Genomic DNA, 16,027 nt, shown 5'->3' on the forward strand with positions numbered 1-16,027 from the left:
GCTCGGGGATGTGTATAATAGACAGCCCCGCCGGCGCCCCCCCCGACGTCCTCGACCGGGTGCTCCTGGTCGACGCCCTCTCCCGGCTGCCCCGCGGCCAGCGCGAGGTGCTGTGCATGGCCTTCTACCAGGACCTGACCCAGGCCGGCATCGCCGAACGCACCGGCCTCCCCCTGGGCACCGTCAAGAGCCACACCCGCCGCGGCCTGCACCGCCTGCGCGCGGCGATCGACCAGGGGGTCACCGTCGGCAGGGAGGGGTAGTCGGGCGAATTGAGAAAAATGTCCGCCGTGTGCATCCGTACGGGACGCCGCGCGCGAACAGAGAACGAGACCGCGCGGGACCGCGCGGACCTCCGAGAAGGGATGATTGCCATGACCGCCCGCACCCCCTTCCGCCTCGCCGCCTCCGCCGGCGCCTGCGCTCTCGCCCTCGGCGTCGCCGCCCCCATGGCTGTGGCCGCCGGCGACAGCGACAGGGCGGCCGAGACGGCGAAGGTGTCCGTCTTCCACGGCGTGCCGGGAATGACCGTCGACGTCTACGCCAACGGCGACCGGCTGCTCGGCGACTTCAAGCCCGGCACCGTCACCCAGCCCCAGGACCTGGACGCCGGAACCTACGACATAGAGCTCTTCAAGGCCGGCCAGGGGCCCGACGGCACCCCCGCCCTGGAGAAGACGGTCAAGGTGCCCGAGGGAGCCAACGCCACGATCGCCGCGCACCTGTCCGCCGACGGCAAGCCCATGCTGACCACCTTCACCAACGACACGTCGAAGATCGACGCCGGCAAGGCCCGCCTGACCGTGCGGCACGTGGCCGCGGCACCGGCAGTCGACGTCCGGGCCGGCGGACAGGCCGTGTTCGAGGGACTGACGAACCCGAACCAGGCCTCCACCGTGGTGGACGCCGGAACCGTCTCGGCCGACGTGACGCTCGCCGGCACCGACACCGTGGCGATCGGCCCCGCCGACCTGAACCTCAAGGAGGGCAGCGACAACATCGTCTACGCCTGGGGCAGCGCGAACGACAAGAACCTCGCCCTGGCCACCCAGACGCTCAGCGGCATGGGCAGCACCCCGAAGGCCGTCCCCGCGGGCGGCGCCCAGGCCGCCGGAACCATGCAGAACTCCCCGGACGCCTGGCTGGCATGGGCCGCCGTCACCGGCGCGGTCACTCTGACCGGCGTCCACCTGGTCCGCCGCGCGGCGCAACGCCGTGGGTGAGCGGACGGGCCGCTTCGTCGCCCTGGCCACGACGATCGCCGCCCTGGCGGCGGTCGTCGCGGTCGAGGAGCGGACCGAAGAGGTCCAGGGGGTCCCCGACTTCGGGCCCGCCCTCGCCGACCTCACCGCACCCGGCACGGCCGCCGTACCCGACCCGGCCACCGCCGCGCGGCCGCGCGCCGCGGCCGCGCCTTCGGGGTCGGCGGCCGTGCCGTCCCTCGCTCCCGCGCCCGCGCCGTCCGCCCCGGCCGCTCGGCCCGGCACGCCGGTGCCCGCGGGGGACGAACGACAGCGGAACGCCCCCCTGCGCGTGCTGGTGCGCGCGATAGGGCTGGACGCACCCGTGCTGCCGGTGGGCGTCACCCGGCACGGGGACATGTCCGTCCCGTCCGACCCGGCCGTCGCCGGCTGGTACCGCCACGGCCCCGCCCCGGGCGGCGACCGCGGGTCCGCCGTGCCGGCCGGGCACCTCGACGACGTCACCGGAGCCCTCGGCACCTTCGCGCTGCTGCGCGAGGCGGAGCCGGGCGACCAGGTGGAGGTGTGGCGCGAGGGGGCCGATCCGGTCCGCTACCGCGTCACCGCCCGGACGACGGTGCCCGACGACGCCCTGCCGTCCGCGGTGTTCCGCCGGGACGGCCCTCCCGTCCTCACCCTGATCACCTGTGCCCCGCCCTACGTCGCCGGCGAGGGCGGCTACCGGGCCAACCTGGTCGTCGTCGCCGAACCGGTCCCCGCGTGAGAGCGACGGCGGCGCCGGGCGGCGCGGTACGCGGCACGGCACAGCGACAAGGAAGACAACGGTGGCGCACGTCGACCCGACCCGCCTGATGGACATCGCCCTGGGCCACGAAGCCCCGGCCGACGATCCCGTCCTGTGTCACCTCGCCCGGTGCGCGCGCTGCCGGGAGGAACTGCGCCGCACCGCGCTCGTCGTCGCGGCCGCGCGCGGGGTGCAGGAGCGGGACGTGCCGGCCGCGCCCCCGGAACGGGTCTGGCGGCGCATCGCCGAAGGGCTCGCCGAGCCGGAGGCGACGCCCGCGCCGCGGGCCGGTCCGCCGCACGGGCCCCCGGTCCCGCAACCTCGCACCGGGCGCCCGCCGGAGCCGTCCGGCAGCCGCCGGTCCGGCCACGCCCCGCCGCCCCACGCCGGACCCGCCACCACCCTCCGGCAGCGCCTGCGCGCCGTCCTCCGACGGGTCCGCGAGCTCGGCGGCTAGGGACAGTGGGGCGCGGCACGGCACGGCGGGAGGGGCCTCCGGCGCCCGTCGGGCGGCGACGTCCTCGGGGAAGCTCAGTCCGCGACGCCCTTGGGGACGGTCTTCTTGATCATGGGAGCCAGGTCGACCAGCGGGTAGGAGCCGCTCTCCGCGGCCACCTCCTTGGGGACGGTGACCTCCACGTACGCCCGGCGCAGGGCCGTGGTGAAGCGGTATCCGCCGTCGCCCAGCTCCTCCATGACGTACGCCACCCCGTCGATGTCCACCGGCACCTGCTCGGGATCGCTCATCACGGGGGGTCGCGGAATGCCGCAGCGGAGTATGATCGCCGGGCTTCCCCAGCCCGCCGTGAACTCGGACTGCGGCTCGGGGTCGGAGCGGTCCTCGTCGACCACCGTCCCCGGCAACGCCTCGTCCAGCGCACGGCAGAGTCCGGCCACTTCCTTGCCCGGAGCGGGAACCGCCGCCTCGGCCCGGTCGTCTGCCGAAGAGCAGGCGGGAGCCAGGAGCAGCAGCCCGGCCACGCCCGCCGACGCGAGCGGACGGGTGCGACGGGCACGGGAACGAGGCCGGTGACGGAAGGAACGCACCGGCCCAGGGTAGACGGGGGCTACAGATGCACGACCGGGCAGGTCAGTGTCCGCGTGATGCCGTCCACCCCCTGGATCTTCGCGACCACCATGCGGCCGAGCTCGTCGACCGACTCGGACTGCGCCCGCACGATCACGTCGTACGGCCCGGTCACGTCCTCGGCCTGGATCACACCGGAGAACTTGCTGATCGTGTCGGCGACGGAGGACGCCTTGCCTACCTCCGTCTGGATGAGGATGTACGCCTGTACCACGGAACCTCCAGGGCGGCTTCGAGGATCGTGTGGGGAAAAGGAACGCCACGGTATCGCGTAGCCCCACTCCGGGGGGAGACCTCGCCGATCAAGGGCTCGCGCGCCCGAGTGCACTCCCCGGCGCGGGTTGACGCCCTCCGCGGCCGCCGCACGGCCCGCGACCTGCGGACCGGGCGGCCCGATGCGCGGACGGACCCCGCCGACATGTACACAGGGGGATACGCATGACACTGATACCCGGCACAACGACGGCTGAAGGGAACGGTGAGACGCGGTGAAGGGAACCGTGGGGGAACTGGGGGAGTTCGGGCTCATCAGGGAGCTCACCTCCCGGCTCACCACCACCCCGGCGGTCCGGCTCGGTCCGGGCGACGACGCCGCCGTGGTCTCCGCACCCGACCGGCGCGTGGTGGCGAGCACCGACATCCTGATCGAGGGCCGCCACTTCCGCCGGGACTGGTCGACCGCGTACGACGTCGGCCGCAAGGCCGCCGCGCAGAACCTGGCCGACATCGCCGCGATGGGCGCCGTGCCGACGGCCCTGCTGCTCGGCCTGGTGCTGCCCGCCGACCTCCCGGTGACCTGGCCGACGGAGCTGATGGACGGCCTGCGCGACGAGTGCCAGGTGGCCGGCGCGGCCGTGGTCGGCGGGGACGTCGTCCGCGGCGACACCATCACCGTCTCCATCACCGCCCTCGGCGACCTGCGCAACCACGAGCCGGTGACCCGGGCCGGCGCACAGCCCGGCGACCTGGTCGCGGTCACCGGCTGGCTGGGCTGGTCGGCGGCCGGCTACGCGGTGCTCTCCCGCGGGTTCCGCTCGCCGCGCGCCTTCGTGGAGGCGCACCGCCGCCCCGAGCCGCCGTACCACGCGGGTCCCGCCGCGGCCTCGCTCGGCGCGACCGCCATGTGCGACGTCAGCGACGGCCTGATCGCCGACCTGGGGCACATCGCGGAGGCCAGCAAGGTCCGCATCGACATCCGCTCCGGCGCGCTGGACATCCCGACGCAGATGAACGACATCGGCTCCGCGGTCGGCGTCGACCCGCTGCAGTGGGTGCTCACCGGGGGCGAGGACCACGCCATCGTGGCCACCTTCCCGCCCGACGTGAAGCTGCCCGCGCGGTGGAAGGTGATCGGCGAGGTCCTCAACCCGTCGGCGCTGCCCCAGGTCACCGTGGACGGCGCCCCCTGGACCCGCAAGGGCGGCTGGGACCACTTCGCGGACATGGAGGACTGAGGCGGACGTGGGGGAGGTGGACCTGGAGGGGGCGGACGTGGAGGAGGCGGACGTGGAGAAGCCGGGAACCGCCGGTGCCGGGGCGCCGCCGCTGGTGCTGACCGTCGCCGGGTCCGACTCCGGCGGCGGCGCGGGCATCCAGGCGGACCTGAAGACGATGCTGGCGCTCGGCGTGCACGGCATGAGCGTGCTGACCGCCGTCACCGCGCAGAACTCGCGCGGGGTGCACGGCGTCTGGGACCTTCCGGCCGAGGCGGTGCGCGCCCAGTACCGGGCGGTGGCCGACGACATCGGCGTCGACGCCGTCAAGACCGGGATGCTGTCCTCCGTCGAACTGGTGGAGCTGGTCGCCGAGTTGATCGGCTCGACCGGGGCCCCGGCGGTGGTCGACCCGGTGAGCGTCTCCAAGCACGGCGACCCGCTGCTGGCCGGCTCCGCCCTCGACGCGGTGCGCCACCGGCTGCTGCCCGCGGCCACCGTGGTGACCCCGAACCTGGACGAGGTGACCCAGCTCACCGGCGTGCGGGTGGAGGACGAGCCCGGTATGCGGCGGGCCGCCGAGGCCCTGCTGAAGCTCGGGCCGCGCTGGGTGCTGGTCAAGGGCGGTCACCTCGCGGGCGAGGCGGTGGACCTGCTGACCGACGGAACCGAGGAACACCTGCTGCGGGCGCCGCGGCTGGACAACCGGCACACCCACGGCACCGGGTGCACCCTCGCCTCCGCGATCGCCTCCCACCTGGCGCTCGGACTGCCGGTGCCGGAGGCTGTGGCGAGGGCGAAGGAGTACGTCACCGGCGCGATAGCCGCCGGGTTCCGGCTCGGCTCGGGCATCGGCCCCGTCGACCACGGCTGGCGCACCCGCGGACGGTGACGGGTCGGCCGTCCCGCACCCGCCCCGCTGTCCCGCACCCGCCCCGCCGGGCTCACCCGGGACGGCGTGCTCACCCGGAACGGCGGATCCGGACAGCAGAAAGCCGGTCCACGGAAATCGTGGACCGGCTCAATGCAGCGAACCAGCAGTGGCCGCGCGTGATGTCCCCGCAACCCGGGGAGTCCCGGGAGAGCGGGTGGTGGACGTCAGCGCGAGACCTTGCCGGCCTTGATGCACGAGGTGCAAGCGTTCACGCGCTTCGGCGTCCCGCCCACCACGGTACGAACGCGCTGGATGTTGGGGTTCCAGCGACGGGGCGTACGGCGGTGCGAAAACGAGATGTTGTTGCCGAAGCTCGGGCCCTTGCCGCAGACGTCGCAGTTGGCAGCCACGGGTCACTCCAAAGACTTCAGATGCACTTACGGTGGACCCCGGCATGCCAGGGGTCGGATCGAAGGGATCTGAGTGGCCTTGCCAGGGGAATGGCCCGAACGGATCGGGCAACCGGAGCAGCATACAACGACTGCGTCCGTACAACGAAACTACCACGGAGCGGCCGTCGACCCGCCCGGAGCCCCTCACGGGGAGCCACCGCCGGAGGACCGGGGGGCACCGGGGAGCGCCGGGGGCGCGGGCGGGGACTACGCTGCCTTCCGGTCCAGCAGACCATCACATCAGGGAGGCGCAGGGTGCCGAAGGTGCCGGAGACGTTCTTCGACGCATCCACCGTGCGCGCCTGGTGCGCTCTCGCGCTCGCCGCGCTGGGACGGGCGCGCGAGGAGATCGACGCGATCAACGTCTACCCGGTGCCCGACGGCGACACCGGGACCAATCTCTACCTGACCCTCGAGTCGGCCGCGGCCGGCGTCGAGGACGCCTTCGCCGGCGGGGCCCGTCCCTCCCTCTCCGAGGCCATGCGGGCCATGGCCCACGGCGCGCTGGTCGGCGCCCGGGGCAACTCCGGCACGATCTGCGCGCAGCTGCTGCGCGGCCTGGCCGACGGCCTCGACGACAAGGCCCCCCACGCGGACGCCGACGGGCTGTGCGCGGCGCTGCGGCGGGCCGCCGACTCCGCCTGGGACGCGGTGGCGCGCCCCGTCGAGGGCACCGTCCTGACCGTCGCCTCGGCCGCCGCGGCGGCCGCCACCGCGGCCTCCGCCGCGTCGGCGGCCTCGGCCGGCGCCGACGCGGACTGCGGCGCGGTCGCGCGGGCCGCCTACGGCGGCGCCTGCGAGGCGCTCGCCCGGACGCCGGGACAGCTGGAGACGCTGGGCCGGGCCGGTGTGGTCGACGCGGGCGGACGCGGGCTGGTCGCCGTCCTGGGCGCGCTGGTCGAGGCGCTCACCGGGGAGCGGCCCGGCATCACGCCGGTGACCCGTCCGGACGGCGGACCGGTGGCCGGGGCGGAGGCGAAGGCCCCCGCGGCGGCGGCCGCCGAGGCCGCGGCCGGATGCGGGACACACGGGCACGGCGAGGGCGGTGACGGTCCGGCCTACGAGGTGATCTTCCTCCTGGACGGGTGCGACGACGCGGCCGTCGACCGGCTCCGCGGGCGGCTGGACGCGCTCGGCGACTCCCTGGTGGTGGTCGGCGGCGACGGGCTGTGGAACGTCCACGTCCACGTCGACGACCCGGGGGCCGCGGTGGAGGCCGCGGTCGAGACCGGGCGGCCGCACCGGATCCGGATCACGCACTTCGCCGCCGACGCCGCCGCCTGGCGCACGGGCGGCCGGGACACCCCGCCGGAGCCGAGCCGGCGGGCCGTCGTCGCGGTCCTGCCCGGCGAGGGGCTGGCCGCCCTGTGCGCCGGGACGGGCGCCTCCACGGTGCTCGCGCCGCCCGGGCGGCCGGTCTCCACCGAGGAACTGCTGGACGCCGTCCGCGCCGCGCACGCCCGTGAGGTGGTGCTGCTGCCCAACGACGACGAACTGCGCCGCACGGCCGCCGCCGCCGCGGAACAGGCCCGTGCCGAGGGCATCCGCGTCGCCCTCATCCCCACCCGCGCCGCGGTCCAGGGGATCGCCGCGCTCGCCGTCCACCAGCCGGAGCGCAGCTTCGACGAGGACGTGGTGTCCATGACCTCCGCGGCCGGCGCGACACGGTTCGCCGAGGTGGCCGTCGCCGACCGGCAGGCGTGGACCATGGCCGGCATCTGCCAGCCGGGGGACGTGCTCGGCATGGTCGAGGGCGACGTTGCGCTCATCGGCTCCGACGTCACCGCGGTGGCCCTCGACGTCCTGGACCGCATGCTCTCCGCGGGCGGCGAACTGGTCACCCTGGTCCTCGACGACACCGCCCCCGCCACCCTCGCCGCCACCCTCGAGGCCCACGTCCACGACCGCCACCTCGCCGTCGACACCATCGTCCACCACGGCGGCACCCAGGGAGCCCCCCTGCTCATCGGCGTGGAGTGACCTCACCGGCGGCCGGGTCGGGCTGTGCCAGGCGTGCCTTCGCGCGCTGCATGGTGGTGAGCCGGACGGCGAAGTACGCGGCGGCCCCCGTGGCGGCGACGGCCAGCAGGTCGCTCACGGTGGACAGGGCCACGGCGGCCCGCAACCGAGGGAGCGTCCCGGCCAGGTCGAGGCTCGCGGCGCCGCACCGGCTGAGCAGGGCGGTCCCGAGGAACAGCCCCCACCAGAGGTTGACGGGCCACAGCGGCCTGCGCCCCTTCGACGATGCGGGGGCGCAGGCCCGCCACATGTCGACGGCGACCCGGTGGGGGAGCACGAAGTTCGCCGGCGGGACGAACCACGCGCCGAGCGCCCAGCCGGCGCCCTGGCGGAAACCCTCCGGCGCCAGCGGTCCCGAGGCGCGGCGCATCGCGGTGAACCAGACGAGGAACGCGACCGCGCAGAAGAGGTGTGCCACCAGCTGCGAGCGCCCCGCGGTCGTCCCGTACAGCTCGAGCGCGGAACGCAGCTCGTCCACGGGCACGGCCGTGAAGCCCTGGTCCCCGCCGAGCAGCCCGCGCAGCCGCACGCCGGCGTACACGGCGAACAGGTCGGTGAGCGCCGCCGCGGCCAGCAGGGCGGTCAGAGCGATGAGCGGGCCCCGCGAGGCGGGCCGCACCGTGCGCGGGACGGCGGCGGGCGGACGAAGGGCGCTGGGCGCGGACATGGAGGATCCCGGAGGCTGAGAAAGGGAGGGGAGGGGCCGAGAGGGGACCGGCGACGGGTTCTCCCCGCTCACGCGGGCGGCAGCCCTCGTGCGGCTCCGGACGTCCCGCCCCCCGCGGGCCGCGCACCGCGCGGGGCCCTGGAGGCGGGACGTCCGGACCGGGGTCAGGAGGCCGTTTCCTGGAGGAGGGCCTCGGCGTCGGAGCGGCGGGAGTGCAGCGGACCGGACGGGTCGGGGTCCGCGTCGCAGGCGGCGAGGACCTCGCGGGCGCGGGCGGCCGCGTCGGCGGGCCGGCCGAGGGCGGACTCCAGGCGTCCCAGGGTGAGGAGGGCGTCCGCGTGGGCCGCCCGGGCGACCTCGCCCAGGGCCGCGAACCCCGTCGCCGCCTCCGCGAGGTGTTCGTGCGCCTCCTCCGACGGCCCCTCGTGGTCGGCGAGCAGCCCGCCGAACTGATGGTGCGTGCCCGCGAGTTCCGCCGCCGCGGGCAGCAGCTCGGCGTCCTCCTCGGCGGCGGCGGCCGCCTCCCGGCACGCCCCCAGCGCCTGCTCCATCAGCGCTCGGGCGGCGGGAACGTCGTCCTCGGCCGCCAGCCAGGCCCGTGCCCGCAGCGCCCGGACCTGCCCCGGCAGGTCGCCCAGCTCACGCCAGAGCTCCCCGGCCCGCGCGTACGCGGCGTCCGCCTCGGACGGCAGCTCGGCCCGCGACAGCGACTCCGCCGCGAGGTGCGCCAGCGTCGCGTGGTCCTGCTGCTCCGGCCAGTGCGCCGCCAGCTCGGCCGCCTGAAGCCGGCGCTCGGCGGCGTCCCGGTGGTCGCCGAGGGCGGCCAGGCAGTCGCCCAGCCACCACAGGGTCTGCACCACCACGCCGTCGCCGTGCGTCTCGGGCGACAGGTCGGGCAGCGTGGACTCCATGACCTCCGCCGCCTCCGCCCAGCGCCGCTGCCGGTGCAGCAGGCCGCCGAGACGGTGCCGCGCGTAGGCGCCCAGCGTGGCGCCCTGACCGGACTCGTCGGCCCAGTGCGCGGCCTCCAGCGCGTGGTCGGCGGCCTCGGCCACCGCCGCGCCGCCGTCCGCGCACTCGGTCAGCACCTCGCCCAGCTGCAGGTGGAGATGGGCGTGCCCGGCCGGCGGCAGCGCGTCCCCGCCGTGCTCCAGCGCGGCCCGCAGGTGCAGCGCCGCCGTCTCCGGGTCGTCCAGGTGGTGGGCGATCGCGGCCAGCCGCGACTCGTACTCCACCGTGTACCAGGGCAGCCCGGCGTCCAGGAACTGCCGCACCGCCACCGTCAGTTCGGGCACCGCCTCCTCGGCGGACCCGGCCAGGTCGCCGAGCATCGCGTGCGCCTCGGCGGTCCGGGAGACCAGGTGCGGGTCCTCGGTGCCCGGGGCGTGCTCCGCGACGAAGGCCAGCACCTCGCGGGCCGCCTCCCGGGTTCCCTCCACGGCCTCGGCCTCCGCCGCGGGGTCGGGCTCCTGCCCGTCCGCGCCCTGGGCGAGCCGCAGCAGCACCCGCGCCCTGGCCATCAGCACGGAGGCGGTCTGCCGCACCCCGGTGTCCCCGGCCGCGAACAGCGCCAGGCACTGCCGGTACGGCGCGGTGACGTCCTCCAGCACCCCGTCGAGCTTGCCGGACAGCGTCCGCGCGTACACCCCGCGGGCCCGCGCGGCCAGCGCCTCGCCCAGGTCGCCCGCCTCGGCGTACAGCGTGGCGGCGGTGGCGAACAGGTCCAGACCGTCGGGGCCCAGAGCCATCGCCCGGTGCTCGGCGATCTCCGCGCGGTCCCGCGCGGTGAGCACCACGTCGTCCGCGGAGCCCGCGGCACCGGTCACCCCCGCGGTGGCGCTCACGCCCGCGCCCGCGGCTCCCGCACCGGCGGCGCCGGTCACGCCCGCGCCTGCCACGCCCGCCGTACCGGTCACACCCGTGCCCGCGGCGCCAACCGTGCCCGCGGCGGCCCGTTCCACCGCCTCCCACGCCTCCACCGCGCTCGGCATCAGCGCCTCCGACCGCCGCCGCGCCTCGGCGAGCAGCTCCGCCAGCCCGAGCCGCTCCTGCGGGGACGACCCGGACGCGGCCGCCCCCGCCGGGGCGGCCGGCCGCGGCGCCACCGTGGCGACGGAGACCCGCACACCCAGCGGCAGACGCTCCACCAGCGGCTCGCGCGCCATCCGCTCCCGCACCCGGTCGCTCACGTAGGAGGTGCCGTTGCGCCGGTCGAAGGCCTCCGCCAGCGACAGCGCCTCCTCCCGCGCGTGCGCGGCGAGCTCGGCGGCCGTCCAGTCACGGCCGGCCGGCCCCGGCACCTGCCTCGCGCCCATGCCCAGCGCCACCAGCCGGTCCATGAGCAGCGCGGTCACCGCCAGGTAGTCCTTCTTGCTCGACGGGTGCCCGTCGTCGGTGAAGTACGCCGGCCGCTGCGCCAGCAGCTCCAGCGCCCGCGCCTCGTTGCCGGTCAGCGCGCAGAACTCCACGTGCTCGGCGTAGGAGGACCGCATGCTCTCCGTCGCCCGCACCAGGCGGAAACCGCGCAGGTGGTTCGCCTTCGCCTCGTCGAGCCGGCCCAGCCGCAGCAGCGGCAGCAGCGAGGACGCCAGCACGTTGTGCGGCTCGTGGGCGCAGGTGAAGCGGCCCTCCAGGACCGGACCCCACACCTCCAGCGCCTCCGCGTCGTGGCCGCCCGTCACCTGCCACCAGCCCTGCCCTTGCAGCTCGCAGGCGTAGCAGTCGGCCATCCGGTCCCGGTCCGCTGCCATCCACGCCCGGTAGGCGCGCTCCGCCCGCTCCAGGTCGCCGACGTGACTGGCGACGTGGAACTCGCAGGACCGCACGGCCCGCTCGGAGTGGCCCGCCAGCCGGTAGCGGCGCTCCATCTCCTCCAGCCAGTTCTCCATGGCGTCCAGCGGGATGTGCGGCTGCCCCAGCATCCCCGTCGACATCCACTTGAAGCGCCAGAACAGCGAGTGCGTCTCGTAGGCGTCGAAGTCCTCCGGCCGCTCGTCCCACATCCGCAGCAGCCGGGCGAACGGCACGAACGCCTTGTCCTTCTCCGAGCTGTAGTTGTAGACGGTCAGCTGGTGGCCCAGCGCCTCGATCACGGCCAGTGGTACGCCCAAGGACTCGGCGTCCGCCAGCAGTTGCTCGGCCCGCGCGTTGCGCGCCGGGCCCTCGGGCCGCTCGCCGTTCTCCGCGATCGCACGGCGCAGCTCGTCCAGGCCGGTGACGGAACTCAACGGACGTCCTCCTCGTTGTCGCCGGGCGTGGCGTCGCCGTGCGTGGCCCACTCCAGCAGGCCGAGGAACGCACGGTTGAGCAGCGCGGTGTCCGCGGGCCGCAGCGGCCGCTGCGCCATGAGCAGCGCCTGACCGTACAAGGACTCCGTCGCCGTGCCGACCAGCTCCGGGTCCGTCAGCGAACCCAGGCGCCGGATCAGCGGGTTGAGATGGTTGAGCACCAGGCGGGCGCGCGGCGCGCCGCCCCGCAGAGAGCCGAGGATGCCCGACCACAGGTCGTCGGCCTGCTCCTCGGCCTCCGCCCGCGCCTGCTCGTGGCGGGCGGAGCGGTCGTCCAGGTGCAGCGCGGGCACCGTCATCGGGTGGAAGGCCCGCAGCACCACGTCACAGCCCAGGGCGTCCAGCCGGGTCCGCGCCGCCGCCAGGAACGGCTGCAGCGCCAGCTCCACCGACGGGTCGACCGAGTCCAGGTGGGCCGTCACCACGTCCGCGTCCAGCTCGGCGACCACCGACCCCGGCCGCACCGACGGCAGCGCCTCCACCAGCTCGGTGTCGTAGGTGTAACCGCCGTTGACCACGCCGACGCCCTGCGCCGAGGCGATCGCGGAGACCTGCCGGTACTCCTCCACGGTCCGCGTGTAGTGCACGATCTTGTGCCGCTGGGCGAACTCCTCCAGCGACAGCTGCCCGTCCGTGGTCTCGAACGGCAGCCAGGGCAGCATCACCCGCAGCATCTCGGAGTCGTGCCGGGCCAGCGCCTTCACGCCCAGGTGGTGCACGGCCAGGAACGCCGTCAGCCGGTCCGGGTCGCCCGCCGCCAGCCCCGTCAGCCACGACCGGATCCGCTCGCCCAGCGCCTCCCGCACCGCCGCCAGCGTCTCGTCCTCGTACAGCGACTCCCGCGAGGCCGTGGGCCGCAGGGTGTCCGTGTCCAGCACGCACCGCACGAAGAACGCCCAGTCGGGCAGCAGTTCGTCGGCCCGGTCGGTCAGCAGCATGCCCTTGAGGTGCACGCGGTGACCGGCCCGCTGCGCCGGGCTGACCGCGGCCGGCAGCACGTACGCCACACCGCGCACCCCGGCCACCGGCACGTCCAGGTCGATCGAGTCCAGCGGGGTGAAGCCGAACAGGTCGCGGCAGTGCCGCGCCAGCGCCACCCGCCGGGTCGCCGGGCTCTGGTACGACCGGTCCCAGGGCGCCGGCAGGTCGGTGACCGCTTCGTCGTTCACCCGCACGTCGTACGGCAGCAGCGAGCCGAAGTCGCGGGCCAGTTTCAGCACCCGCTCCTCCTCCAGCCACTGCGCCGCCCCGGCCCGCGCCCGCAGGTGCACCGTGGTGCCGGGCTCGGCGCGGGCGTCGTCGGGCAGCGTGCGCACCGTGTACGAGCCGTCGTCGGTGGCCAGCCACTCCACCGGCGGCGCCCCGGGCGTCCGGGAGCTGCGGCTGACCACCCGGATCTCCTCGGCGACCAGGAAGCAGGCCAGCAGACCGATGCCGAACTGCCCGAGGAACCCCGAGCGCGCCGACTCCAGCGAGGCGGCGTCGCCCCGCTTGGAGCTGCGGCCGATGGTCGCCAGCAGGTTGTGGACGTCCTCCTCGGTGAGGCCGACGCCGGTGTCCTCCACCCGCAGGGTCCCGCCCCGGGCGTGCAGCCGCACGCGGGCCGGGGCGTCCGGATCCTCCGCGCGCCGCGCGGTGACGGCGTCCACCGCGTTCTGCAGCAGCTCGCGCAGATAGACCTTCGGGCTGGAGTACAGGTGGTGGGAGAGCAGGTCCACCAGACCGCGCAGGTCGACCTGGAAGGAGTGCGGGGCGGTGGGTGCGGGCTGGGACGGCTTCGAGGTCTGGGAGTCCATCGTCACGGCGCCGGTGGGGGAGGCAAGGGGTCGGCGCGGGGTCGGGCGGCACCGTATGGGGCGGTGGACCGCGGGTCAGTGGTGGCCGGACGCGCCATCCTAGAAGCTGAAGAACACACCTGACCAGGAGTTTCCACAGCCATTCCGCAGGGCTGTCGCACCCGTGGTGTGGAATGGGGGGCGTGCCCGCACTGGAAGAACCCCTGAAGAAGGTGCTCGGCCCCGCCACCGCGAAGGTGATGGCCGAGAACCTCGGCCTGCACACGGTCGGCGACCTGCTGCACCACTACCCGCGCCGGTACGAGGAGCGCGGCCGCCTCACCAGGCTCGCCGAACTCCCCATGGACGAGCACGTCACCGTGGTCGCCCAGGTCGCCGACGCGCGGCTGCACACCTTCGCCTCCAGCCGGGCCCCCCGCGGCAAGGGGCAGCGCCTGGAGGTCACCATCACCGACGGCAGCGGCCGCCTCCAGCTGGTGTTCTTCGGCAACGGCGTCCACAAGCCGCACAAGGACCTGCTCCCCGGCACCCGCGCGCTGTTCGCCGGCAAGGTCTCCATGTTCAACCGCCGGCTTCAACTGGCGCATCCGGCATACGAATTGCTGCGCGGCGAGGACGCCGCCGAGACGGTCGACAGCTGGGCCGGGGCGCTCATCCCGATCTACCCCGCCACCGCCAAGCTGGAGTCCTGGAAGCTCGCCAAGGCCGTCCAGACGGTGCTGCCCAGCGCCCAGGAGGCCGTCGACCCGCTCCCGGACACCCTCCGCGAGGGCCGCGGCCTGGTCCCCCTGCCCGAGGCCCTGCTCAAGATTCACCGGCCGCAGACCCCGGCCGACGTGGAGGACGCCCGCTCCCGCCTCAAGTGGGACGAGGCCTTCGTCCTCCAGGTCGCCCTCGCCCGCCGCCGCCACGCCGACGCCCAGCTGCCCGCCGTACCCCGCAGGCCCACCCCGGACGGCATCCTCACCGCCTTCGACGACCGCCTCCCCTTCACCCTCACCGAAGGCCAGCGGAAGGTCTCGAAGGAGATCTTCGACGACCTCGCCACCGAACACCCCATGCACCGCCTCCTCCAGGGAGAGGTCGGATCCGGCAAGACACTGGTCGCGCTGCGGGCCATGCTCGCCGTGGTCGACGCCGGAGGACAGGCCGCGATGCTCGCGCCCACCGAGGTGCTCGCCCAGCAGCACCACCGCTCGGTCACCGAGATGATGGGCGACCTCGCCCAGGGCGGCATGCTGGGCGGCGCCGAGCACGCCACCAAGGTCGTGCTGCTCACCGGCTCCATGGGCGCCGCCGCCCGCCGCCAGGCCCTGCTCGACCTGGCCACCGGCGAGGCCGGCCTGGTCATCGGCACCCACGCCCTGATCGAGGACAAGGTCCAGTTCCACGACCTCGGCCTGGTCGTCGTCGACGAGCAGCACCGCTTCGGCGTGGAGCAGCGCGACGCCCTGCGCGGCAAGGGCAAGCAGCCGCCCCACCTGCTGGTCATGACGGCCACCCCGATCCCCCGCACGGTGGCGATGACGGTCTTCGGCGACCTGGAGACCTCCGTCCTGGACCAGCTGCCCGCCGGACGTTCGCCGATCGCCAGCCACGTGGTGCCCGCCGCCGACAAGCCGCACTTCCTGGCCCGCGCCTGGGAGCGGGTCCGCGAGGAGGTGGAGAACGGCCACCAGGCCTACGTGGTCTGCCCGCGCATCGGCGACGAGGAGGACGACCCGAAGAGCCGCAGGAAGAAGGAGGAGGCCGAGACCGCCGACAAGCGGCCGCCGCTGGCCGTCCTGGAGGTCGCCGAACAGCTCGCGAAGGGCCCCCTCGCCGGACTGCGGGTGGAGGTGCTGCACGGCAGGATGCACCCGGACGACAAGGACGCTGTGATGCGCCGCTTCGCCGCGGGCGAGACGCACGTCCTGGTCGCCACCACCGTCATCGAGGTCGGCGTGAACGTCCCCAACGCCACCGCCATGGTGATCATGGACGCCGACCGCTTCGGCGTCTCCCAGCTGCACCAGCTGCGCGGCCGGGTCGGCCGCGGCTCCGCCCCCGGCCTGTGCCTGCTGGTCACCGACGCCCCCGAGGCGAGCCCCGCCCGGCAGCGGCTGGGCGCGGTCGCCTCCACCCTTGACGGCTTCGAGCTCTCCCGGATCGACCTGGAGCAGCGCCGCGAGGGCGACGTGCTCGGCCAGGCCCAGTCCGGAGCCCGCTCCTCGCTGCGGGTCCTCGCCGTCATCGAGGACGAGGAGGTCATCGCCCAGGCCCGTGAGGAGGCCGCCGCCACCGTCGCCGAGGACCCCGGCCTCACGGCCCACCCGGGGCTGCGCGCCGCCCTCGACGCACTCCTCGACGAGGACCGCGAGCAGTACCTGGAGAAGGGCTGAGAGACTGGGGACCGATCGTCATATCCACCGTCGGACCGCGAAGAG

Annotated in this window: 14 protein-coding genes; 8 read left to right on the plus strand and 6 right to left on the minus strand. The window is 75.1% G+C overall.

What is annotated here, in order from left to right; genetic code table 11:
* The 4 genes from ACFRAV_RS25240 to ACFRAV_RS25255 form a co-directional block, all read left to right on the plus strand.
* Nucleotides 1-263, plus strand: a 263-nt coding sequence (locus tag ACFRAV_RS25240) for a sigma factor-like helix-turn-helix DNA-binding protein (protein WP_382558536.1), incomplete at its 5' end; no start/stop codon positions are given.
* 111 nt (nucleotides 264-374) lie between these two features.
* Nucleotides 375-1,223, plus strand: a complete 849-nt coding sequence (locus tag ACFRAV_RS25245) for a DUF4397 domain-containing protein (protein ID WP_382558537.1) — start codon at nucleotides 375-377, stop codon at nucleotides 1,221-1,223.
* A complete protein-coding gene (locus ACFRAV_RS25250; protein ID WP_382558538.1) occupies nucleotides 1,216-1,965 on the plus strand; it encodes a class F sortase in 750 nt (249 codons plus the stop codon). The genes ACFRAV_RS25245 and ACFRAV_RS25250 overlap by 8 nt, the downstream gene beginning before the upstream one ends.
* Before the next feature lie 61 nt (nucleotides 1,966-2,026).
* Entirely contained in the window at nucleotides 2,027-2,443 is a 417-nt protein-coding gene (locus tag ACFRAV_RS25255) for a hypothetical protein (RefSeq protein WP_382558539.1), read from the plus strand.
* A gap of 74 nt (nucleotides 2,444-2,517) precedes the next feature.
* Here the strand turns inward: ACFRAV_RS25255 and ACFRAV_RS25260 are convergent, their stop codons facing one another.
* Nucleotides 2,518-3,033, minus strand: a complete 516-nt coding sequence (locus ACFRAV_RS25260; protein ID WP_382558540.1) for a DUF3515 domain-containing protein — start codon at nucleotides 3,031-3,033, stop codon at nucleotides 2,518-2,520.
* 20 nt (nucleotides 3,034-3,053) lie between these two features.
* Nucleotides 3,054-3,287, minus strand: coding sequence for an Lrp/AsnC family transcriptional regulator (locus ACFRAV_RS25265; protein ID WP_108954215.1), 234 nt, complete (start codon nucleotides 3,285-3,287; stop codon nucleotides 3,054-3,056).
* 274 nt (nucleotides 3,288-3,561) lie between these two features.
* Between ACFRAV_RS25265 and ACFRAV_RS25270 the strand changes: the two genes are divergently transcribed.
* Both ACFRAV_RS25270 and thiD read left to right on the plus strand, forming a co-directional pair.
* On the plus strand, nucleotides 3,562-4,527 hold the full coding sequence (locus tag ACFRAV_RS25270) for a thiamine-phosphate kinase (protein ID WP_382558541.1): 966 nt from the start codon (nucleotides 3,562-3,564) through the stop codon (nucleotides 4,525-4,527).
* 52 nt (nucleotides 4,528-4,579) lie between these two features.
* Entirely contained in the window at nucleotides 4,580-5,398 is an 819-nt protein-coding gene (gene thiD, locus ACFRAV_RS25275) for a bifunctional hydroxymethylpyrimidine kinase/phosphomethylpyrimidine kinase (protein ID WP_382558567.1), read from the plus strand.
* Nucleotides 5,399-5,604: 206 nt separating this feature from the next.
* On the opposite strand, the gene rpmB is transcribed toward thiD, so the two are convergent.
* Nucleotides 5,605-5,790, minus strand: a complete 186-nt coding sequence (rpmB, locus tag ACFRAV_RS25280; protein WP_108954212.1) for a 50S ribosomal protein L28 — start codon at nucleotides 5,788-5,790, stop codon at nucleotides 5,605-5,607.
* 297 nt (nucleotides 5,791-6,087) lie between these two features.
* Between rpmB and ACFRAV_RS25285 the strand changes: the two genes are divergently transcribed.
* Nucleotides 6,088-7,812, plus strand: coding sequence for a DAK2 domain-containing protein (locus tag ACFRAV_RS25285; RefSeq protein ID WP_382558542.1), 1,725 nt, complete (start codon nucleotides 6,088-6,090; stop codon nucleotides 7,810-7,812).
* On the opposite strand, the gene ACFRAV_RS25290 is transcribed toward ACFRAV_RS25285, so the two are convergent.
* The 3 genes from ACFRAV_RS25290 to ACFRAV_RS25300 form a co-directional block, all read right to left on the minus strand.
* Nucleotides 7,796-8,518 carry a DUF4328 domain-containing protein gene (locus ACFRAV_RS25290; RefSeq protein ID WP_382558543.1) on the minus strand — a complete coding sequence of 241 codons (723 nt, stop codon included), beginning with the start codon at nucleotides 8,516-8,518 and terminating at the stop codon, nucleotides 7,796-7,798. The genes ACFRAV_RS25285 and ACFRAV_RS25290 overlap by 17 nt on opposite strands.
* 164 nt (nucleotides 8,519-8,682) lie before the next feature.
* Nucleotides 8,683-11,745 (minus strand): tetratricopeptide repeat protein, encoded by a 3,063-nt coding sequence (locus ACFRAV_RS25295; protein WP_382558544.1) that lies wholly within the window; start codon nucleotides 11,743-11,745, stop codon nucleotides 8,683-8,685.
* Nucleotides 11,742-13,601 carry an HSP90 family protein gene (locus ACFRAV_RS25300; protein ID WP_382558545.1) on the minus strand — a complete coding sequence of 620 codons (1,860 nt, stop codon included), beginning with the start codon at nucleotides 13,599-13,601 and terminating at the stop codon, nucleotides 11,742-11,744. Before ACFRAV_RS25300 ends, ACFRAV_RS25295 begins: the two co-directional genes overlap by 4 nt.
* 173 nt (nucleotides 13,602-13,774) lie before the next feature.
* Here ACFRAV_RS25300 and recG point away from each other — a divergent pair, with 173 nt between their 5' ends.
* The gene (recG, locus tag ACFRAV_RS25305) at nucleotides 13,775-15,982 is read left to right on the plus strand and encodes an ATP-dependent DNA helicase RecG (RefSeq protein WP_382558546.1); all 2,208 of its coding nucleotides are present in this window, start codon (nucleotides 13,775-13,777) and stop codon (nucleotides 15,980-15,982) included.
* Nucleotides 15,983-16,027 lie beyond the last annotated feature (45 nt).

It is taken from the genome of Streptomyces sp. NPDC056600, assembly GCF_042792855.1.
Taxonomy (GTDB): domain Bacteria; phylum Actinomycetota; class Actinomycetes; order Streptomycetales; family Streptomycetaceae; genus Streptomyces.

What these genes read in the sequence shown, in the direction of transcription:
- ACFRAV_RS25245 (WP_382558537.1), top strand. Translation starts at nt 375, where the DNA reads ATGACCGCCCGCACCCCCTTCCGCCTCGCCGCCTCCGCCGGCGCCTGC.
- recG (WP_382558546.1), top strand. Translation starts at nt 13,775, where the DNA reads ATGGGGGGCGTGCCCGCACTGGAAGAACCCCTGAAGAAGGTGCTCGGC.
- ACFRAV_RS25290 (WP_382558543.1), bottom strand. Translation starts at nt 8,518, where the DNA reads ATGTCCGCGCCCAGCGCCCTTCGTCCGCCCGCCGCCGTCCCGCGCACG.
- ACFRAV_RS25300 (WP_382558545.1), bottom strand. Translation starts at nt 13,601, where the DNA reads ATGGACTCCCAGACCTCGAAGCCGTCCCAGCCCGCACCCACCGCCCCG.